19 protein-coding genes are annotated in these 19,051 nt (G+C 71.9%); 8 read left to right on the plus strand and 11 right to left on the minus strand.

Translation table 11 applies throughout. The annotated features are described in order from the left end of the window. Positions 1–42: 42 nt before the first annotated feature. Positions 43–2,652, minus strand: coding sequence for a glycoside hydrolase family 9 protein (locus tag ACLJOK_RS26650; protein WP_410821309.1), 2,610 nt, complete (start codon positions 2,650–2,652; stop codon positions 43–45). 274 nt (positions 2,653–2,926) lie between these two features. Between ACLJOK_RS26650 and ACLJOK_RS26655 the strand changes: the two genes are divergently transcribed. Then, positions 2,927–3,652, plus strand: a complete 726-nt coding sequence (locus ACLJOK_RS26655) for a PP2C family protein-serine/threonine phosphatase (protein ID WP_410821310.1) — start codon at positions 2,927–2,929, stop codon at positions 3,650–3,652. 8 nt (positions 3,653–3,660) lie between these two features. Here ACLJOK_RS26655 and hrpB read toward each other — a convergent pair whose 3' ends face one another. Genes hrpB through ACLJOK_RS26670 form a run of 3 tightly spaced genes read right to left on the minus strand, consistent with a single transcriptional unit; the run spans position 3,661 to position 7,278 of the window. Beyond that, entirely contained in the window at positions 3,661–6,183 is a 2,523-nt protein-coding gene (gene hrpB, locus ACLJOK_RS26660) for an ATP-dependent helicase HrpB (protein WP_410821311.1), read from the minus strand. A 28-nt stretch (positions 6,184–6,211) separates the two neighbouring features. Continuing rightward, a complete protein-coding gene (locus ACLJOK_RS26665) occupies positions 6,212–6,412 on the minus strand; it encodes a DUF397 domain-containing protein (RefSeq protein WP_410821312.1) in 201 nt (66 codons plus the stop codon). Positions 6,413–6,453: 41 nt separating this feature from the next. Then, a complete protein-coding gene (locus ACLJOK_RS26670) occupies positions 6,454–7,278 on the minus strand; it encodes a helix-turn-helix domain-containing protein (protein WP_410821599.1) in 825 nt (274 codons plus the stop codon). Positions 7,279–7,461: 183 nt separating this feature from the next. Between ACLJOK_RS26670 and ACLJOK_RS26675 the strand changes: the two genes are divergently transcribed. Genes ACLJOK_RS26675 through ACLJOK_RS26685 form a run of 3 tightly spaced genes read left to right on the plus strand, consistent with a single transcriptional unit; the run spans position 7,462 to position 10,235 of the window. Further along, complete coding sequence (locus tag ACLJOK_RS26675) at positions 7,462–8,088, plus strand: GOLPH3/VPS74 family protein (RefSeq protein WP_410821313.1); 627 nt, start codon at positions 7,462–7,464, stop codon at positions 8,086–8,088. A gap of 48 nt (positions 8,089–8,136) precedes the next feature. After that, a complete protein-coding gene (locus ACLJOK_RS26680) occupies positions 8,137–9,648 on the plus strand; it encodes an APC family permease (protein ID WP_410821314.1) in 1,512 nt (503 codons plus the stop codon). Next, entirely contained in the window at positions 9,645–10,235 is a 591-nt protein-coding gene (locus tag ACLJOK_RS26685; protein WP_410821315.1) for a GNAT family N-acetyltransferase, read from the plus strand. The genes ACLJOK_RS26680 and ACLJOK_RS26685 overlap by 4 nt, the downstream gene beginning before the upstream one ends. 138 nt (positions 10,236–10,373) lie before the next feature. On the opposite strand, the gene ACLJOK_RS26690 is transcribed toward ACLJOK_RS26685, so the two are convergent. Next, a complete protein-coding gene (locus ACLJOK_RS26690; RefSeq protein ID WP_410821316.1) occupies positions 10,374–11,198 on the minus strand; it encodes a SigB/SigF/SigG family RNA polymerase sigma factor in 825 nt (274 codons plus the stop codon). 392 nt (positions 11,199–11,590) lie between these two features. On the opposite strand from ACLJOK_RS26690, the gene ACLJOK_RS26695 reads away from it, so the two are divergent. Then, complete coding sequence (locus ACLJOK_RS26695) at positions 11,591–12,340, plus strand: hypothetical protein (protein WP_410821317.1); 750 nt, start codon at positions 11,591–11,593, stop codon at positions 12,338–12,340. Here the strand turns inward: ACLJOK_RS26695 and ACLJOK_RS26700 are convergent. Further along, the gene (locus ACLJOK_RS26700; RefSeq protein WP_410821318.1) at positions 12,289–13,878 is read right to left on the minus strand and encodes a phospholipase D family protein; all 1,590 of its coding nucleotides are present in this window, start codon (positions 13,876–13,878) and stop codon (positions 12,289–12,291) included. The two genes, ACLJOK_RS26695 and ACLJOK_RS26700, sit on opposite strands and share 52 nt — an antisense overlap. A gap of 134 nt (positions 13,879–14,012) precedes the next feature. Here ACLJOK_RS26700 and ACLJOK_RS26705 point away from each other — a divergent pair, with 134 nt between their 5' ends. Then, a complete protein-coding gene (locus ACLJOK_RS26705) occupies positions 14,013–14,141 on the plus strand; it encodes a hypothetical protein (protein WP_256441970.1) in 129 nt (42 codons plus the stop codon). Positions 14,142–14,206: 65 nt separating this feature from the next. Here the strand turns inward: ACLJOK_RS26705 and ACLJOK_RS26710 are convergent, their stop codons facing one another. Both ACLJOK_RS26710 and ACLJOK_RS26715 read right to left on the minus strand, forming a co-directional pair. Beyond that, complete coding sequence (locus ACLJOK_RS26710; protein ID WP_410821319.1) at positions 14,207–15,193, minus strand: pirin family protein; 987 nt, start codon at positions 15,191–15,193, stop codon at positions 14,207–14,209. A gap of 10 nt (positions 15,194–15,203) precedes the next feature. Then, positions 15,204–15,686, minus strand: coding sequence for a MarR family winged helix-turn-helix transcriptional regulator (locus tag ACLJOK_RS26715; RefSeq protein WP_238682906.1), 483 nt, complete (start codon positions 15,684–15,686; stop codon positions 15,204–15,206). 157 nt (positions 15,687–15,843) lie between these two features. Between ACLJOK_RS26715 and ACLJOK_RS26720 the strand changes: the two genes are divergently transcribed. After that, positions 15,844–16,377, plus strand: coding sequence for a GNAT family N-acetyltransferase (locus tag ACLJOK_RS26720; RefSeq protein WP_238682907.1), 534 nt, complete (start codon positions 15,844–15,846; stop codon positions 16,375–16,377). A 58-nt stretch (positions 16,378–16,435) separates the two neighbouring features. On the opposite strand, the gene ACLJOK_RS26725 is transcribed toward ACLJOK_RS26720, so the two are convergent. Next, a complete protein-coding gene (locus ACLJOK_RS26725; protein WP_410821320.1) occupies positions 16,436–16,924 on the minus strand; it encodes an FBP domain-containing protein in 489 nt (162 codons plus the stop codon). Between the two features lie 75 nt (positions 16,925–16,999). Here ACLJOK_RS26725 and ACLJOK_RS26730 point away from each other — a divergent pair, with 75 nt between their 5' ends. Next, the gene (locus ACLJOK_RS26730; protein ID WP_410821321.1) at positions 17,000–17,554 is read left to right on the plus strand and encodes a TetR/AcrR family transcriptional regulator; all 555 of its coding nucleotides are present in this window, start codon (positions 17,000–17,002) and stop codon (positions 17,552–17,554) included. Positions 17,555–17,609: 55 nt separating this feature from the next. Here ACLJOK_RS26730 and ACLJOK_RS26735 read toward each other — a convergent pair whose 3' ends face one another. Then, on the minus strand, positions 17,610–18,023 hold the full coding sequence (locus ACLJOK_RS26735) for a VOC family protein (RefSeq protein ID WP_410821322.1): 414 nt from the start codon (positions 18,021–18,023) through the stop codon (positions 17,610–17,612). After that, on the minus strand, positions 18,020–19,027 hold the full coding sequence (locus tag ACLJOK_RS26740) for a hypothetical protein (RefSeq protein ID WP_410821323.1): 1,008 nt from the start codon (positions 19,025–19,027) through the stop codon (positions 18,020–18,022). The genes ACLJOK_RS26735 and ACLJOK_RS26740 overlap by 4 nt, the downstream gene beginning before the upstream one ends. Between the last annotated feature and the right edge of the window lie 24 nt (positions 19,028–19,051).

Here is a 19,051-nt window from a genome sequence, read left to right on the forward strand (position 1 = left end):
ATCCCGGTGGCCGCCTTCCCCGGGCGGCCACCAGGACGTCGGTCAGGTCAGTGAGCAGGCCGCCCCGTTGACAGTGACCAGGCCGGGGCTCGGGTTCGCGCCGCCGCCTGTCGTCGCGTTGAAGCCGAACGTCACACTGCCGCCGGGTGCGATCTTGGCGTTGTACGACTCGTTGCGCGCGGTCACCGTCGCGCCGGCCTGGGTGACCTTCGCCAGCCACGCCTCGCGGACCCGCTGGTCACCGGTGAACGCGAAGCGCACGCTCCAGCCATTGATGGCCGCGGTGCCCGTGTTCTGGATGGTCAGCTGCCCGGTGAACCCGGTGCCGCCCTGCCAGGCGCCGTAGTTGGTGTAGCGCGCCGTGCAGGTGGTGGCCGGCACGGCGCCGGCGTCACCCTGGTCGGCCAGGAACGAGGAGATCCAGGCCAGCGCGGAGTTCCAGTTGATCGCCACCTCGTTCGTCGAGTACGAGTTGATGTCGTCGACGTAGCAGAACATCGGCTTGCAGCCGGCGAGCAGTTGCGCCACGAACGGGTCCTGGAGGGCCGCGTTCGGGCCACCGGCGAGGGAGCCCGCGGGCGGTCGGGGCAGGTTCGGGTCGAGCTGGTGGCCGAAGATCCGGCTGTGCTGGTTCTGCGCGGCGTGCTCTCCCCACCCGGTGACGTAGGAGATGTTCAGGGCGTTGCGACCGAGGATGTAGTCCATGGCCTGTACGGCGCCGTCGCGGTACACGGGGTTGCGGGTCAGGTCGAACGCGGTGGCCAGCACCACGGCGTTGTTGATGACGTTGCTGTTGCCGCCCCAGAAGTAGCTGTTGGCGTCACCGGGCATCGGCAGCCCGTACGCCTGCTGGCGCAGCTCGGCGAGGTACGTGTCGGCGGCGGCGGTGACCGAGGCGCGGACCCGGGCCAGATCGGCGGCGGGCAGCCCGTTCGGCACGGTGGCCAGGTCGAGGCGGCCCAGCGCGGCCACGCTCTGCCAGCCGAAGCCCCGTGCGTCGAACACGTTTCCGGTGTGGTGCGGTGATGCGGTCACGTCGGTCAGGTAGTTCTGCGCCCCGGTGGTCAGGTACAGCTCGGCCGCCGCCCAGTAGAACTCGTCGGTGACGTTGCTGTCGTCGTACGCGCCGCCGCCGGTGCCGTCGGTCGGGCTGGCGTACACCGCCGGATGGGCCTTGGCCGCGGCGTAGGCGGTCTTCGCGGCAGTGCCGCAGCGGGTCGCGAACGCCGCGTCGTAGGGGGCGAAGAGCCGGGCGCACTGGGCGGCGGTGGCGGCGAGGTTGAGGGTGGCCGCTGTCGACGGCGGGTGCAGCTCGCGCGGCTGCGGGTCGTCGTGCGGGGCGAGGGGCAGCCCGGTCCAGTTCTGGTCGTGGATCTTGTGGTGGACCATGCCGGCGAGCGGCTTGCCGGCGGGCACCTGCATGCGCAGCAGGAACTCCAGTTCCCAGCGGGCCTCGTCGAGGATGTCCGGCACCCCGTTGTCGCGCTCGGGCACTCGCAGCGTGCCGTCGGCGAGTTCGGCGCCGCCGTTGGCGGTGGCCGCCGTCCTGGTCCGCTCGAAGGTGTTCAGCAGCTGGTAGGTGGCGATGCCGCCGTTGACCACGTACTTGCCGTGGTCGCCGGCGTCGTACCAACCACCGCGCACGTCCAGGGAGTAGTCGCAGACACCCGGCTGGCAGGGCACGTTGGTGTCGCCCTGGTTGGGTGCGACGCCGAGGTGGCCGGCGGGCCGGGCGTACTCGTCGCCGATCAGGTCACCGTCGATGGCGATGCCGCTGCGCTGTGCGTAGAAGAACTGCAACGAGTCGGAGCGCAGCTGGTCGTAGAGGGCGCCGGAGATGTCGAACGGGTGGCTGGTCTCGCCGTCCACGGTGAGCGTGAGCCCGGTTCCGGGGGTGCGGTAGCTGGAGAAGTCGACGGTCTGCACGTTCTGCCCGGAGGCGGCGTCGACACCGCGAGCGGTGGTGGTGCCACTGGCCACGACGGCACCGGCGGCGCTGCGTAGCTGCCAGGGCAGCGCTGCGGTGGCCTCGGTGACGACAGTGGCGTTCTTCGGGCCGCCGGGAAGGTAGCCGACCTGGTTGACGCGTACCCGTGGCCCGGTGTCCGGCTCGTACGGCTCGGGCGGCTCGCCGCCGCGCAGCGAGACGTCGTCCAGGCAGATGGTCTGCGCCTGGGCGGAACCGCCGACCTGGAAGATCAATTGGGCGTTGGGGTTGTCGTCCGGAACGGTGAAGGTCTGCTCGAACCGCTGGAGGGTGCCGGTCGCTGTGGCGTCCACTGCCGCGTACGTGGTGTACGGGGCGCTGCCGAGCTGCAACACGGCCTTGACCGCGGCGCCGGGGGTGGCGGAGACAGCGAAGCCGAGGGTGTATTCGGCGCCGGCGATCAGTGGCACGCCGTCCTGGCCGATGCCGGCGTCCCACGGGTTGGCGAGCCCGCCCGCGACGGTGGTGCAGAGCTGGCCGTCGGTGACCGCCAGCGCGCCGGTGCCGAAGGAGAACCAGGGGCTCACCCCGGCGCTGAAGTCGCCGTTGTCGATCTGCTCGGGGGCGTCCGGCGGTGGGTCGGCGTGGGCCGCGCCGGCGCCCGCGCCGGTGAGGGCCAGAGTGGTCGCCGCAGCCAACAGCAGGCGGCGTCGGGATGGCGTCACGGGGAGTCCTTCCGGGACGGAAAGTGGGACGGTGGCGGTGGCACTGTGGTGCGGATAGACCTGGGAGCGCTCCCAGGTATCGGCTCGATGTTTCCAGTGCCGGTACGCCATGTCAATTGATCTGGTTGGATGGGTTTCAGCATCCGACGAGGGCGGTCAGCTCGACTGGCATCCCCCGACGCACCGCCACCCGGACGTGAGATTGGCCGCGCCACGCGCCGACGTCCTGATCTCCTAGAGACAACTGCGCCCTTCGCCTGGCAGGCTGCCTCCCATGACCCTGAAGCTGCGTTCCGTGGGAACGAGCGACCGTGGGCTGATCCGCAGCGGAAACCAGGACGCCCTGCACGCCGGCACCTGGCTCGTCGCCGTCGCCGATGGCATGGGCGGAATGGCCGCCGGCGACCTGGCCAGCGCCCTCACCATCGACGCGTTCGCCCCGCTGGACGTGGAGACACCCGAGGACGCCCTGGTGGCCGCGCTCGAAGGTGGCATCGCACTGGCCACCTCCCGGATCCGACAGGCGGTCGCCGAGGATTCCGAGCGCCAGGGCATGGGAACCACGCTGACCGCCCTGCTCTTCGCCCGTACCGGCAGCTGCCTGGCACTCGCACACGTCGGCGACTCCCGGGCCTACCTGTACCGCGAGAGCGTGCTCAAGCAGGTCACCCGGGACGACACGTTCGTCCAGATGCTGGTGGATCAGGGCGTGATCACCGCGGACCAGGCCAGCAGCCACCCGCGCCGGGCCGTGGTCACCCAGGCGTTGCAGGGCGAAGAGGTCTCCCCGTCGTACGCGACAATGGTGCCCCGGGCCGGCGACCGGTGGCTGCTGTGCAGCGACGGCCTCTCCAACGTGGTCCGCCCGGACACCCTCACCGAGGTGCTCAGTGGCTATCCGGACCGGGACGCCTGCGCTGCCAAGCTGATCGACCTGGCCCTGCACGCCGGCGCGCCGGACAACGTCACGGTCGTGGTGGCCGACGTCGTCGAGGAGTAGACCGACGCTCAGCGCCGGCGCGGCGTGGCGTGCCGGGTGGGTGCCGCCGTTCCCGGATCCTCCGGCCACGGGTGCCGGGGATAGCGCCCGCGCAGCTCGGAGCGGACCTGCGGATAGCCGGTACGCCAGAAGGACGCCAGGTCGGCGGTGACCGCCACAGGGCGGCCGGCGGGGGAGAGCAGGTGCAGCAGCACCGGCACCCGACCGTCGGCGATGCGGGGGGCCGCCGGCCAACCAAAGGTCTCCTGGAGTTTCACGGCGAGCACCGGCGCGCCCGGGTCGCCGTAGTCCAGCCGGATCCGAGAACCACTCGGCACCTCGATCCGCTCCGGGGCCAGCTCGTCGAGGCGGGCGGCCTGCGCCCACGGCAGCAGCCGACGCAGCGCCGACGACACGTCCACTCGCGCCAGGTCGGCCCGGCGTCGCGCGGCGGCCAGCTCCGGGCCCAGCCAACTCGGCGCGGCGTCGAGCAACGAGTCGTCGCCGACCTCCGGCCATGGCTCGCCCAGGTGGTGCCGGAGGAACGCGAGCCGCTCGCGCAGCGCCCGCGCCGCCGGCGTCCACTGCAACAGGCCCAGCCCGTCCTGGCGCAGGCCGGTCAGCAGCGCGGCGGCCACCTCCGCCCGGTCCGGCCGGTCCAGGCGCCGCTGGACCAGCTCGATCGCGCCCAGCCGGGTCACCTCCCGGGCCACCACGTCCCCGTCGGACCAGCCGACCTCGCGGCCGGTGCGCAGCAACGGACCGGCCGCCTCCCGGGCCGTCGCCTCGTCCACCGGGGAGGCCCGGCGGATCCGGGCCGACGGCGCGCCGGGGGTGCGGTCCGCGACCGCCACCGCCAGCCAGTCGGACCCGGCCAGCCCCGAGCCGGCCGCCAGCTCCGCGGCGGTCCCGCCGGTCATCAGGTACGCCGAGCCGCCCGGCCGCCGCACCCGGGCCAACCGTTCCGGGTACGCCAGACCGACGAGCAGCCCGGCGGCGAGATCGTCGCTCAGCCCACCCGAGCCGGCGCGGCCCTTCGGCGGGGCGCCGGCCGGCAGCGCGGCCCGCAGCCGGCGTACCTCGGTGCGCCAGCGGGCTGTCGCGCCCGCGTCCACACCGGCGCGTAGCCGACGCCAACCGGCGACCAGATCGTCACCGGGGCCGGCCGCGCTCTCCTCGGCGAGCAGGGCGACCACCTCGGCGGCCCGGTCGGCGCCGACCCGACCGGCGCCGTCGAGCAGCGCCCGGGCCAGCCGTGGGTGCGCCCCGGCCGCGGCGATCGACCGCCCCCGCGCCGTGATCCGACCGTCGGCGTCGACAGCGCCCAGCGTCTCCAGGGTGTCCCGGGCCACCGTCATCGCGGCGACCGGCGGCGCGTCGGGCAACGCGAGCCCGACACCGTCCGGTCGGCCCCAGGCGGCCAGCTCCAACGCGAAACCGGTCAGGTCGGCGGTGGCGATTTCCGGCTCGGCGCGTGCGGGCAGCCGCTCGTGGGTCGCCGCCGACCAGCAGCGGTACACGTACCCGGGGGCCTCCCGGCCGGCCCGGCCGGCCCGCTGGGTGGCGGCGGCGCGGGAGACCGGCACGGTGACCAGCGCGCCCAGCCCACGGGCCAGGTCGATCCGGGGTACCCGGGACAGCCCGGCGTCCACAACGATCCGCACACCCGGGACGGTCAGGCTGGTCTCGGCCAGCGCGGTGGCCAGCACCACCCGCCGTCGGTCCGCGCGACGCAGCGCGGCGTCCTGCTCGGCGCCGCGTTGCCGGCCGTGCAGCGGCAGCAGCGCGACAGCGTCCCGCAGGTCGGCCAGCCGGCCGGTGACCGCCGCGATCTCGCCGGCCCCGGGCAGGAAGACGAGCACGTCGCCGTCGTGCTCGCGCAGCGCCCGCCGGACGGTGGCGGCCACGTGGTCGAGCAGGGCCCGGTCCACCGGCCCGGCCCCGGGCGGGGCGATCGGGCGCGCCGGGGGCACCCAGATCCGCTGCACCGGATGCAGCGCCGAGTCGGCCCGTACCACCGGGGCCGGGGTGGGCCCGCCGAGCAGCGCGGCGAACCGGTCGGTGTCCGGGGTCGCCGACATGGCCAGCAGCCACAGGTCCGGCCGGAGGGTGGCGCGCGCCTCCACTGTGAAGGCCAACGCGAGGTCGGCGTCGAGTTGGCGTTCGTGGCACTCGTCCAGCAGCACGGCCCCCGTGCCGGGCAGCTCCGGGTCGTGGTGCAGCCGGCGGACCAGCAGACCGGTGGTGACCACCTCGATCCGGGTGGCAGGGCCGACCCGCCGCTCGCCGCGCACCGCGTAGCCGACCCGCTCACCGACCCGCTCGCCGAGCAGCTCGGCCATGCGCCGGGCAGCGGCACGGGCCGCCACCCGGCGGGGTTGGGCGATCACCACCCGACCGGTCACCCGGTCGGCCACGGCCAGCGGCGCGAGGGTGGTCTTGCCGGTGCCCGGCGGGGCCACCAGCACACCGGCGCCGGCCGCGTCGAGTGCCGCGACCAGCGCCGGCAGCACCGGGCGGACCGGCAGGTCAAGGGTTACGTCGGAGAGCACGGCCCAGTCTCGCACCGGGACGGGTGCGTCAGGAGCGACGGACCTCGCCGGCGCCGAGCACGAAGGCGCGCCAGGCCGTCGCACCGAAGGCGAGCACCGGGCCGGAGCGGTCCTTGCTGTCCCGGACGGCGACCTGACCGTCGACTGTCGCGACCTCCACGCAGTTGCCGTTGCCGCTGCTGCGCGTGCTGGTGCGCCAGTCCGCTCGGGTCAGGTCGTACGCCGTCATCCGCGGTACCTCTCGTCTGCGTCGGCGTGCCGCAGAAGCGGTCACGCAAAGTTACGAGAAGCATGCTCAAGACGGGTCAACGACGCCGTCGGATCGAGCGCCATCCGGCACAGCTCCTCGTGCAGAAGGCTATACCCGAGCACATGATCGGCTTCCTCCAGAGCCAGCCCCATCGTGAGGTTATCCAGGTAAACCACGGACGCGTCGGCGGCATCGGCGAAGTTGAGGATCACGTACGGGGTGCTCATCGCGGGATGCCCGCCGGCCGTGAAGGGAAGTACCTGGATTGTCACGTTGGGTAGCTGCGCGATCCGGCTCATGTGGACCAGTTGTTCGGCCATCACCGCGGCGCCGCCGACCGGGCGCAGGAGCACCGCCTCGTTGAGGATCACCGACAGGTCGACCGGGTCCTCGTGGCGCAGCACCTCCTGCCGGCGGAGTCTGGCGGCGATCTTGCGCTCCAGACCGTCCTCGCCGGCGGTGCGCCGGAAGATCTCCCGGGCGTACGCCTCGGTCTGCAACAGCCCGGGTACCGACTCGGCCTCGTACGTGCGCAGCGCCGCCGCCTCCGCCTCCAGCCCGACGTAGAACTCGAACCACTCGGGGAGCACGTCGCTGTAGTTCTGCCACCAGCCGCGCTGCTGTGCCCCCCGGGCGATCTCGATCAGCGCCTCGGCATCCGAACCGGTCACCTCGTACAGGGCGAGGGCGGCCCGGACGTCGCGCGGCTTGATGCCGATCTGCGCGGTCTCGATCCGGGAGAGGTTGCTCTTCGACATGTCGAGCTGACGGGCGGCCACATCGAGGGTCATGCCCGCCCGTTCCCGGAGTTGGCGGAGCTCCCGGGCGATGCGGCGGCGCCGCACGGTCGGGCTGGCGGCGGGTCGGATGGTGGGAGTGGCAGTCACCGTCCGAGTCTGCCACGACAAGATCCGCAGGTCGCGGATGCACGGAGTGCAACTTTCAAATCTGGGAGTTGCGTTGCAGTAGCTGTCGGTGCATCCTTTCCCGGTCGCGATCACTGTGGACACACCTGTGCGGGAGGACCGTTGCTCATCGCCGACGAGTTCTTCCTGATCGCACACAACGACAGTCGTGGCAAGGCCAAACTGCACCCGGCGGCGACCGGGCTCGGGCTGGCCGGCGGGCTCCTCGGTGAACTGATCCTTTATGGACACATCACAGTGACGGGCGGGCAGGTCACCGTCATCGACCGACGTCCGCCGGCCGACGCCCTGGCGCACACCGTGCTGGACCAGTTGGTCGGCGAGGCTCAGCACCGGGAGCTGCGTACCTGGCTGAGTTTCCTGGGGCAGAGCGCGACGGCCTCGGTGGGAGAGCGGCTGGCCCGCGCCGGGGTGCTGCGCCGCCAGGAGAGCCGCCGGCTGCTGCGTACCTCGGTCAGCTACCTGCCGATCGACCTCAACGCGGTGGCCTGGCCGGCCACCCGGCTACGGGCCCTGCTGGACCGGCCGGACCCACCGGGTGTGCCGGACGCCCTGCTGCTCGGCCTGGTCGTGGCCGCCGGGCTGACCCGCGAGGTGCTGTGGAGCGCCGGCCCCCGCGCGCACCACCGGCTGAACGTCCTCATCCCCGCGCTGCCGGCTCCCCTCAAGGAACTCGTCGGGCACACCGAGGCCGCCGTCGGCGCCGCCGTGCTGCGCGGCATCCCCTGACCCCCCCCGGTAACCCCCAACCCTCCCCTCGACAATCGGAGTAGTCGTATGCCCCCGACATCGACAGTCGACCGACCCAGCAACGTCTCCGAAGCCCTGGCCCGAGGCCGCCTCGGCATCCCGTCGGTCATCTTCTTCGTTCTCTCCGCCGCCGCGCCGCTGACAGTGGTGGCCGGCGTCGTCACCACCGGCTACGGCGTCATCGGGGTGACCGGAATCCCGCTGGCCTTCCTGCTGATCGCCGCGGTGCTCGCGCTGTTCTCGGTGGGTTACGTGGCGATGTCCCGCCGGGTGGAGAACGCCGGCGCCTTCTACGCCTACATTTCCCGAGGGCTCGGCCGACCGGCCGGCGTGGGTGCCGCCTGGGTCGCGCTGATCGCGTACAACGCGCTCCAGGTCGGGCTGTACGGCACCATCGGTGCGGCGGCCCAGCCGGTGCTCGACCGGCTCTTCGGCGGACACCCGCACTGGGCCGTCGTGGCCCTGGTGGCGTGGGCGTTGGTCGGCCTGCTCGGCCTGCTCCGGGTCGACCTCAACGGCATGGTCCTGGCCGCGCTGCTGGTCGCCGAGATCGTGGTGGTCCTCGTCTTCGACCTGGGGCAGCTCGGCAACCCGGCCAACGGTGAGGTCAGCTTCGCCTCGTTCTCGCCGGACAACCTCTTCGTGCCGGGGGTCGGCGCGGTGCTGGTGCTCGCCGTCCTCGGCTTCGTCGGCTTCGAGTCGGCGGTGGTCTTCAGCGAGGAGAGCAAGGACCCGAAGCGGACGGTGCCGATCGCGACCTACCTGTCGGTGGCGATCATCGCCGGGCTGTACGCGCTGTCGTCCTGGACCATGACGGTCGCCGTCGGGCAGGACCAGATCGTCGCCGAGTCCGGCGCGCAGAGCGTCGAGCTGATCTTCAACCTGGCCGCCGCGCAGCTCGGCAGCACTGTGGTCACCATCGGGCAGGTGCTCTTCCTGACCTCGGTGCTCGCCGCGATGATCTCGTTCCACAACACCACTGCCCGCTACACGTTCGCGCTCGGTCGGGAGCGGGTGCTGCCGGCGGTGTTCGGGCAGACCTCGGCCCGTACCGGGGCGCCGCGGGCCGCCTCGGTGGCGCAGAGCGTCCTCGGACTGCTGGTCATCCTGCTGTACGCGATCAACGACTGGGACCCTGTGGTCCAGCTGTTCTTCTGGGTCGGCACCACCGGCGGCTTCGGCGTCCTGCTGCTGATCGCCACCACCTCGGTGGCGGTGATCGCCTACTTCGCCCGCTCCGCCAGCGGCGAGAACCTCTGGCGACGGGCCATCGCGCCCGGCCTGGCCACCATCGCGCTCTTCGTGATCATCTGGTTGGCCGTGTCGAACTTCGCCAACCTGCTCGGCGTCGCGCCGGACTCGACGCTGCGCTGGGCGTTGCCCGCCGCGTACCCGGTGGCCGCCCTGCTGGGCATCGGCTGGGCCCTGCTGCTGCGCAGCAACCGCCCGGACACGTACGCCCGGATCGGCCTGGGCGCGGCTAGCGCCGCGGCCGCCGTCAAGCCGGAGGCGCCGGCCGCCGTGGAGGTGACCCGATGAGCGTGGTCATCGAGCAACTCGGGCCGGAGGAGACCACCCTCGTGGCGGGTCGGATCGCCGAGGCGTTCACCGTCCTGGAGGTGACGTACTGGCTGGTCCCCGACCCGAGCAAGCGGGAGGCCGTGCTGGCCGGCGACTTCGAGATCCTGGTCGCGCACGCGATGCGGCACGGCATGGTCCACGCCACCGCGGACCGGGCCTCGGTCGCGGTCTGGTTCGCGTCGGTCGGTGAACCGGCGCCGCCGCCGGCGGACTACGACGCCCGACTGGCCGCCGCCTGCGGCGAGTGGACCGACCGGTTCCAGCACCTCGACGAGCTGTTCGCGGCGAACCACCCGCACCCGGACCACCACCACCTCGCGTTCCTGGCGACCCGGCCGGACCGGCAGGGGCAGGGCCTGGGGAGCGCGTTGATGCGGCACCACCACGACTGGCTGGACGCCAACGGGATGCCGGCATACCTGGAGGCGAGCAGCCCGCGGAGCCGGGACCTGTACGCGAAGCACGGCTACCTGGCCGGCGAGCCGTTCCGGGTGCCCGACGGCACGCCGTTCTGGCCGATGTGGCGGGAGCCGGTCGGGCGCTGAGCTGGTCTGGTCAGGTCGACGCGACCAGCACGCCCTGTGGTGGCACTGTAACGCTCACGTGACAGCACGGACAGCACGGACAGCACGGACAGCACGGAGGGCCGGGTCCATGGACCCGGCCCTCCGCTCGTGAACCGATCAGTACGTGCCGTCGAGCTGGCCGCGCAGCTTGGTCAGCGCCCGGGTCAGCAGCCGCGAGACGTGCATCTGCGAGACACCGATCTGGTCGGCGATCTGCGACTGGGTCAGGTTGCCGTAGAAGCGCAGCGTGAGGATCTTCTGCTCGCGCTCGTCGAGGGTGGCCAGCGCCGGGCCGAGGGCGACCCGCAGCTCAGCCAGCTCGAACTCGCTGTCCTCGCCGCCGAGCATGTCGCCCAGCTCGGTGGCGCGCTCGCCGTCGCCGGTCGGGGTGGACAGCGACACCGCGTTGTACGCGCGGGCGCCTTCCAGGCCCTCCAGCACCTCTTCCTCGGTGAGCTTGAGGTGCGCGGCGATGTCGGCGACCGTCGGCGAGCGGCCGAGGGTCTGCAGGAGCGAGCTGTTGGCGTCGGAGATGGCCAGCCGCAGCTCCTGGAGCCGGCGGGGCACCCGGATGTCCCAGGTGCGGTCCCGGAAGTGCCGCTTGAGCTCGCCGATGATGGTGGGGATCGCGTAGCCGGCGAAGTCGACACCGCGCTCGGGGTCGAACTTGTCGATGGCCTTGATCAGGCCGATCGCGGCGGTCTGCGCCAGGTCGTCGTTCGGCTCGCCGCGCCCGCTGTAGCGGTGGGCCAGGTGGTTGGCGAGCGGCAGCCAGGCCTCGATCGCCCGGTCCCGCAGCGCGGCGCGCGACGGGTGGTTGGCGGGCAGCGCCGCCATCGCGTTGAGCAGGTCGGCGGCGCTGTCGGTGAGAGCGCGCGGGTCGAGCTTGGTGGTGGTCTTGACTGTGGCGCTCGGCTGCTCGGTGATCGTTGGCGCGGTCATGGGTGGTCCTCCCTGCACCTCGTCCGCTGACGAAAAAGACGTGACGCTTTGGTTTAGCTTCCAATTGGCCGTTCGGGAGTCACCTTAACCTGATCGTCTCCCAGAAATCTAGCCGAAAGGTTGACGTACTTAAGGTGTGTCGAGTAACAAAAGGGGCAAATAGCGCGGAAGTCGGGGTGGCTGTGAGGATCCTTACCCGTTTCCCCCCGCTGCCCGGTCCGCTGCCCGGTCCGCTGCCCGGTCCGCCGACCGGCTCGGCCGATCGGCCCACGGGTAGCGTCGACTGGTCAACATGAAATCCGACAAGTCGCCAGGAGTGTCGACTATCCGTCCTTGTCCCGCTGGTGGGACCGGCCGTAGCGTCGCGTGTACACACCCGGTTCGGAGGCACCGTGCTCGATCCAGCCGCTCCCCAGCTTGTCGTGAACAGTCGCACCCTCTACTTCAGCTGGCTGCCGGCGGACCCCGACGCGGTCGCCGCGCTGGTCCCGCCAGGGCTCTGCCCCCGTCCCGACCGGCAGGTCTTCCTCAACCAGTACATCGTCGACGACGAGACGCAGACCTCCGGCTTCGGCGCGTACTCGCTGACCTACCTCGGCGTCTCGCTCCTGGGCGTCGACGCGCCCGGTGGCCTCAACGCCGGAGGCTGGTGGACCCACTACGTGGCCTCCAGCCGGCGGGTCCGTGAGTACGCCGTCGCTCGCGGCGCCCCGGTGCTCGCCGGGCGCACCCGGATCGACGTCAACGGCGAGGACCTGGTCTCCGAGACGGCGATCGACGGCACGCCGCTGGTCCGGGCGCGGTGTCGGGTGGGGGAGACCGGGCACGTGATCAGCAGTGGGCACCACCGCTACTTCACCCGGCGCGACGGCCAGTTGCTCAGCTCGGCGTACCCGTTCGTCGCCGAGCCGGTCGCCCCGTTCGAGATCGAGTCGGTGGAGTTCCTCCAGCCGGGCCACCCGATGTACGCCATGCGCCCGGCCAACCCGCTGACCATCGGCTTCGGCTACTACTCACCGCGCTCGTCGTTCGCCTACCCCGGCGGGCTGAACGTGCACGCGGTCGCCGCGCCGGAGCCGGCTCGACCGCCTCACCAGGTGCCGGCCAGCCTCGCGCGCAGCGGCCTGCCGTCCGGGTCGTAGACCAGCCGGTACACCGGCAACGCCCAGGCCCGGGTGTACCACGGCAACCGCTCGGGGCGGTGCGGGCGCAGCCGCCCGGGCGGCCGTTCTCCTACCTGGCCGTCGTCGTACCACTGCTGGAGCGCGTCGGCGGCGGCCGTGACGGCCGCGACGGCGTCCGCCGGGTCCAGCAGGTCGGCGTCGTCCGCGCCGTGCGGGTCGCGGTCCAGGTGCTCGCGCCACAGCCGCAGTCGTAGATCCCGGGCGAAGCTCCGCGCGCCGTCGCCCCGCCCAGCCGGGTCGGTGGGCTCCCGCTGGTCCGGGGTGTCGTCGAGCACCGCGCAGGACAGCTCGCTGTCGTGCGTCCAGGACCTCCGGTTGAAGTTGTCGCTGCCCACGCTGGCCCACACGTCGTCGATTACGCAGACCTTCGCGTGCACGTAGACCGGGTCGCCGGCGTGGTTCTCCACGTCGAACACGTGCACCCGGTCCGGTGCGGCCCGCTCACACAGCGACAGGGCCTGCTCGCGCCCGACCATGTTCGGCGGCAATGCCAGCCTGCCGTCCACGTCCGGGTGGCGGGGGACGACGGCGATCAGGTGCAGGTCCGGGTTGTCCCGCAGCGCGTGCGCGAACAGGTCCGCCACCTCGGCTGACCAGAGGTACTGGTCCTCCAGGTAGATGAGCCGGCGGGCTCGGCGCACCGCCTTGGTGTAACCCCGGGCCACGGTCCGCTCGCCGTCAGGCGCGAACGAGTAGCGAGGGCGGACAGCGGGGTAGGTGCGCAGCACCTGGATCTGGTGCGGACCGCAGGGCGGCGGATCGGCCGGCTGTTCGGGTAGTGGGTCGGGGCGCAGGTCCGAGCCGCGCAGCCGATCCCGCAGGTAGGCCATCGGGTTCTCCGAGTCCAGCGGCATCGGGTCGGTCCAGCGTTCCCGGAACAGGGTGTCCAACGCGCCGACCACCGGACCGCGCACTGCGAGCTGCACGTCGTGCCAGGGCGGATTGGGTCCGTACCGGGGGGACATCTGCACCGGCTGGGGGTCGCCGTGGTGCGCGGCGTCATCGCGGCGGCTGTGGCACAGGTCGATACCGCCGGCGAAGGCGACGTCCCGCTCGGGCGCGCCCTGGTGCCGCAGCACCACGAGCTTCTGATGGTGCGAGCCGCCGCGCCGGACCCGTTGGTCCAGCAGCACCTCGCCACCGGCGGCCGAGATCGTCTCGCTGAGGTCGCGGTTCTCCGCCTCGCTGTACGCCAGGACGTCGAGGTGCGAGCGCCAGATCAACCCCTTGACCACCACACCGCGCTGCGCGGCCTGCGCGAAGAGTTGGGCCACCGTCGGACCGTCCGGGCGCAGCCGCTGGTCCGGGTCACCCCGCCAGTCGGTGAAGAACAGGTGGTCGCCGGGGCCCAGGGCCTCGACCTCGTCGACCAGTCGGTCGAAGTACGCGGCACCGTGAATCAACGGCTCGGCGAGGTTTCCCGTGGTCCAGACGGGTATGCCAGAGACCGGGTTGGCGCGTTCCTCAGCGGTGAGAAACCAGTCCTGCAACGGCACCGTCCAGCCCCCCTGGAGGTCGGCAACGTCCTCACGGTAGGACCCCCGACGCGGGTCCGCACGCCAGGCCGACATACCGGTGGCCTGGCCAACGCCATCGGAAGCGACGCGACAACAGCCGAGGAGGCCACACTATGCCCCGCGACACGACGAATCCCGTGACCGAGAACCGCGAGCCGGCGGTGGAGAGCGAACGGGGTGCGCTGGTAGCGGTGTTGGTGATGGTGATCCTGGGTGTCGCCGGGATTTTTGCGGTCTCCTGAGGCGGCGCCGACGCCCCCGGGGGTGAACCGGAGGCGTCGGCGCCGAACTCAGCGGTCGACGGTGGTCAGGGCCGGGTGCCCTGGCCGCCGGTGTGCGGGAGCCGCTCGGTGGGGATCACGCCGAGGCGACCGGCCTGGAAGTCCTCGAACGCCTTGAGCAGCTCGTCCCGGGTGTTCATCACGAACGGGCCGTACTGTGCCACCGGCTCCCGGATCGGCTGACCACCCATGATGTAGAGGTCCAGTGCCGGGGTGTTGCTGTCCTGCGTGGTGTCGGCGCTGAACCGCAGCGCGTCACCCGCGCCGTGCACCGCGAGCTGACCGGTGCGCACCGGCCGCCGGTCGGTGCCGACCGTGCCGCGGCCGCCCAGCACGTACACCAGGGCGTTGAAGTCCGGCCGCCAGGGCAGGTCGACCTGCGCGCCCGGCTGCACTGTGACATGCGTGATGGTGATCGGGGTGAAGGTCGAACCCGGGCCGCGGTGCCCGGCGACCTCGCCGGCGATGACCCGGATCAGCGCGCCCCCGTCGGGCGTGGTGAGCAGCGCCGACTCCCGACCCCGGATGTCCTGGTAGCGGGGCGGGTTCATCTTGGCCGAGCGGGGCAGGTTGACCCACAGCTGGGTGCCGTGGAAGAGCCCGCCGCTCACCACCAGGTGCTCCGGCGGCGCCTCGATGTGCAGCAGGCCGCTGCCCGCCGTCATCCACTGGGTGTCGCCGTCGGTGATGGTGCCGCCACCGCCGTTGGAGTCCTGGTGGTCGAAGACGCCGTCGATGATGTACGTGACGGTTTCGAAGCCGCGGTGCGGGTGCCACGGGGTGCCCTTGGGCTCGCCCGGCGCGTAGTCGACCTCGCCCATCTGGTCGAGGTGGATGAACGGGTCCAGGTCGCTGGTCGACACCCCGGCGAAGGCGCGGCGGACCGGGAAGCCCTCACCCTCGAAGCCGCTGGGCGCCGTGGTCACCGTGCGGACCGGCCGGATCGTGGTGGCCTCGTCGAGTCGGGGCAGGCGGGGCAGGACGAGGACGTTGTCGACGGTGATCGCGGGCATGTCGAGGCTCCTAGCGTGAGGCGGGGGTGGTCGAGCTGACCCGCGATGCCCGCAGGCGCTCGCCGAGCCGGTCGAAGACCCGGGTGAGGCAGGCGACCTCGGCATCGTCGAGGTCGTCCATGAGATGGGTGCGCACCGACGCCAGATGGTGGGGTGCGGCTTCCCGCAGAGCGAGCAGCCCGGCGGCGGTGAGCACCGCCTCGCTGCCGCGCCGGTCGTCCGGGCAGGGCTCCTTGCTGACCAGGCCACGACGCTGCATGGAGGAGACCTGGTAGGTGAGGCGGCTGGGCGAAAAGATCAACCGGCCGGCCAGCTCGCCCATCCGTAACCGCTGCCCGGGTGCCTCGGAGAGCAGGACCAGCACGTGGTAGTCGGCGAAGCTGAGGTCGCTGTCGACCCGCAGATCCTCTTCCAACTGGGTGTAGAGACGCTGGCTGGCCTCGATGTAGGCGCGCCAGGCGGCCTCTCGGGTGCTGTCCAGGCTCTCGGTCATGTCCACGACGATAGCACTCTTTCAAAATTTAAATAATGCTGTTGAGCGTCGCCTGGGTCACTTCTCCACGCCCTGGCCGCCGGATCGTGCAGCTTTGAAGGAAATGTGCGTTAATCCGGCGGCGCGTAAGCCTCGGGTTGTGTCAGACTCCGGCCTCGTGGAACACGTGGAACTCTCCGCCGCCGACCTGTTGCTGCGCCCGTGGCGAGACGAGGACGCCCCGGCGGTGCGCGACGCCCTCCGGGACCCGGCGATCGCCCAGTGGAACCCGCAGGGCGGCGACCCGATCGACGACGAGGTCGCGCTGCTCTGGGTGCGTCGCCGGGCCGACTGGTCCACCGGTGGTCATGCCTCGATGGCGGTCACCGCGGCGGCCGACGGCAAACTGCTCGGCTCGGTGTCGCTGCACCGCATCCACGACGGCGACGCGTCCATCGGCTACTGGACGGTGCCCGCGGCACGGGGGCGTCAGGTGGCGGTCCGCGCCGTCGTCCGGCTCACCGACTGGGCGTTCGCGGATCTCGGGCTGCACCGGGTGGAGCTGTGTCACGCGGTGGCCAACCCGGCGTCCTGCCGGGTCGCCGACCGCGCCGGCTACCCGGCCGAGGGGACCCTGCGCGAGTCGTACCGGTACGGCGACGGCCGCCGCTACGACGAGCACCTGCACGCCCGCCTGGCCACCGACCGCTAGCCGGCGGACCGGGGCTCGAACACGCTCCGGCCCCGGCCGCGCCCGGTCGCCTCGACCGTCACTCGCTGACCTTGCGGAGGAATGTCGCGAGGGCGGTCCTGACGCGGTCGATCCGCTCCGGCAGGGGCAGCGGCTCGGGCGCGGGGGGCCCGGCGTGCTTCTTCCCCCGCAGATACAGCGAGCAGGCCAGGTCGGAGCACAGGTACGTGCCCACGGAGTCGCCCTGCCGTCCGCTCGGACCGGCCTTGGGGGCGGTCATCAACGAGACGCCTCCGCCGAGGTGCGTGGTCAGGCAGAACGAGCACATGCTGTGCCGCACGCGCCCCGTCTGGTGCGTCGCGGCCCGCAGCACCACCCCGGCCAGTTTGCCGTCGGTTTCGGCCACCAGGTAGGCCCGCTGCGGCGCGGAGGGATCCCGCCAGCCGAGGAAGTCGAGGTCGTCCCAGGGGCGCATTACAAGATCATTCGGCATCGCCAGCCGCTTCGCCTCGCCCCGGCTGCAATTGACGAAGGACGCGCGGATGACGGATTCGGTCAGGACCAACATAGGTAGTAGCCTAGCTCTCCTAGGCAAACGATTATTACGGCTAGGTTGGGGTGTGCTGGGGTGGTACGTGCCAAGGTGACCGTCGAACGTCTGACACTGGCTGCGGCCGAGCTGGCCGACGAGGTGGGCGTGGAGAACGTCACGGTCGCCGCGCTCGCACGCCAGTTCGGGGTGAAGGACGCCAGCCTCTACTTCCACCTCAAGAACGCGCACGACCTGCGGGTCAGGATCGCCCTGCTGGCGCTGGCGGAGCTGGCCGACCGGGTCGCCGCAGCGCTCGCCGGCCGGGCCGGCAAGGACGCGCTGGTGGCGTTCGCCAACGCGTACCGCGACTACGCGCGGGAGCACCCGGGCCGCTACGCCGCCATGCAGATCGACCTCGACCCGGAGACCGCCGCCGCGAGCGCGGGTGTCCGGCACGCCGAGATGACCCGGGCGATCCTGCGCGGCTACCGGCTCTCCGAGCCCGACCAGACCGACGCGGTGCGGATGATGCACAGCACGTTCCACGGGTTCGTGAGCCTGGAGAAGACCGGCGGCTTCCGGCACACCCCGCGCCCCACCGACGACTCCTGGTCGCGCACCCTGGACGCCCTCGACGCCGTCCTCACCAACTGGCCGTCGCGCTGACGGCCGAGCGGGCATGTGTCCGCCCACCCGGCCGGCGCTCAGGGTTGTGCTCAGATCAGGGTGTCGCCGACGCGGTGACGTTCACCAGCCAGTCGGTTCCGAACCTGTCGGTGCACCTGCCGTAGAGCGCGCCCCACGGCGATCTGGCGAACGGCACCGTGACCGTCCCATGCGAGGACAGCCGCTCGAAGTACGTGGCGAGGTCCGCCTCGTCGCCGCCCAGGGTGATCGACGAGCTGCCCCCGGCCCCGTCGTCGCCCGGCGTCCGATCGGAGGCCATCAGCACTACCCCCGTCGCCCCTCTGAGCGTCGCGTGCGCGATCAGCTCGTCCTGCGCTGTACCCGTCGCCCCCTGGAGAGCGCCGACGGTGGTGATCTCCAGGTTGCCCCCGAACACCGACTGGTAGAACCGCATCGCCGGTCGAGCATTGCCGGGAAAGCTGAGGTACGGGCTGACCCGGGCGGTCACCGTCCCACCTCGGCGGTGAGCGGGCGGCGCCGAGCGGTTTGCTGCCGGAGCAGGACGAATCCGAGGCCCGCAAGGAACCAGGTGGCGAGGACGGCGAGGGGCGCCACTGTGTGTGCGCCGTCGAAGTAGCCGAAGTTGTTTACCGCTCGCACGGCCGCGCCCGGTGGGAGCTTCCCCGAGATCGCCTGTGCCCATTCCGGCAGCAGGTCGACCCCGATCGTCGCTCCGCTCGTCGCGTTGCCGATGGTCGTGAGAGCGAGGACGGCGAGGGCGATGCCCGCCGGGCCGAGCCAGGCCCCCAGGGCCTTCGTCGTGAAGGCGCTGGCGGCGGACAGGAGGATGAGCGAGAGCGCGAGCAGCGGGAACGGGGCCGTCAGTGATCCGTAGATCGGACCCGCGACGGTCGCCGCGATCACACCGATCAGGACGGCGAATCCGCCCATCGCGTAGATGCGGTGGCGCAGCCGCACCTTCGCGGTGGCTGCGGTGAGCCCCTGCGCGAGGACGAACGACGAGAGGGTGACGCCGAACACCACATAGAAGGCGGACAGACCTCGGCTGTCATAGGTCGCCAGCGGCACGATGTCGTTCTCCTGGATGGTCGCCCCAGCCTTCTTGGCGAGACCGGCCGCGAGCTGACGCGCGGCGCCGCTCTCGCTGAACCCGCTCGCGCCGGCGTAGTCGAGTGTCAGCGTGGTGGGGGAGGTCGCGCCGAGGACGGCGACGGCGTCGCCGTGTCGCACCATCGCCTCGCCGTCCGCGACGCTCGCGACCTCGGTGACGGCCACGGCGTTGCCGAACCCGGTCTGTGCGGTGTTCGACAGTTGCGCGCTGACCACGGCGATCGGCAGCTGGCTCGGCTGAGGGCTGCGTTGCAGTCCGACATAGACCGCGATGAACGCCGTGCCGATGATCAGCCCGGTGATCACGAGAGTGGTCCAGGCTCGGCGCTGGGTGACGACGAGCGATGGTCCGTCGGTACGTGGATCGGATGGCGACGTCATGGGTGCTTCCTCGGGTAGTGTGGT

It is taken from the genome of Micromonospora sp. 050-3 (genome assembly GCF_046549335.1).
In the GTDB taxonomy this organism is placed as follows: domain Bacteria; phylum Actinomycetota; class Actinomycetes; order Mycobacteriales; family Micromonosporaceae; genus Micromonospora; species Micromonospora trifolii.

Bases quoted from the DNA above. Each gene is read 5' to 3' on its own strand.
- ACLJOK_RS26655 (WP_410821310.1), top strand. From the start codon at position 2,927: ATGACCCTGAAGCTGCGTTCCGTGGGAACGAGCGACCGTGGGCTGATC.
- ACLJOK_RS26665 (WP_410821312.1), bottom strand. From the start codon at position 6,412: ATGACGGCGTACGACCTGACCCGAGCGGACTGGCGCACCAGCACGCGC.
- ACLJOK_RS26680 (WP_410821314.1), top strand. From the start codon at position 8,137: ATGCCCCCGACATCGACAGTCGACCGACCCAGCAACGTCTCCGAAGCC.
- ACLJOK_RS26685 (WP_410821315.1), top strand. From the start codon at position 9,645: ATGAGCGTGGTCATCGAGCAACTCGGGCCGGAGGAGACCACCCTCGTG.
- ACLJOK_RS26690 (WP_410821316.1), bottom strand. From the start codon at position 11,198: ATGACCGCGCCAACGATCACCGAGCAGCCGAGCGCCACAGTCAAGACC.
- ACLJOK_RS26705 (WP_256441970.1), top strand. From the start codon at position 14,013: ATGCCCCGCGACACGACGAATCCCGTGACCGAGAACCGCGAGCCGGCG.
- ACLJOK_RS26710 (WP_410821319.1), bottom strand. From the start codon at position 15,193: ATGCCCGCGATCACCGTCGACAACGTCCTCGTCCTGCCCCGCCTGCCC.
- ACLJOK_RS26715 (WP_238682906.1), bottom strand. From the start codon at position 15,686: ATGACCGAGAGCCTGGACAGCACCCGAGAGGCCGCCTGGCGCGCCTAC.
- ACLJOK_RS26725 (WP_410821320.1), bottom strand. From the start codon at position 16,924: ATGTTGGTCCTGACCGAATCCGTCATCCGCGCGTCCTTCGTCAATTGC.
- ACLJOK_RS26740 (WP_410821323.1), bottom strand. From the start codon at position 19,027: ATGACGTCGCCATCCGATCCACGTACCGACGGACCATCGCTCGTCGTC.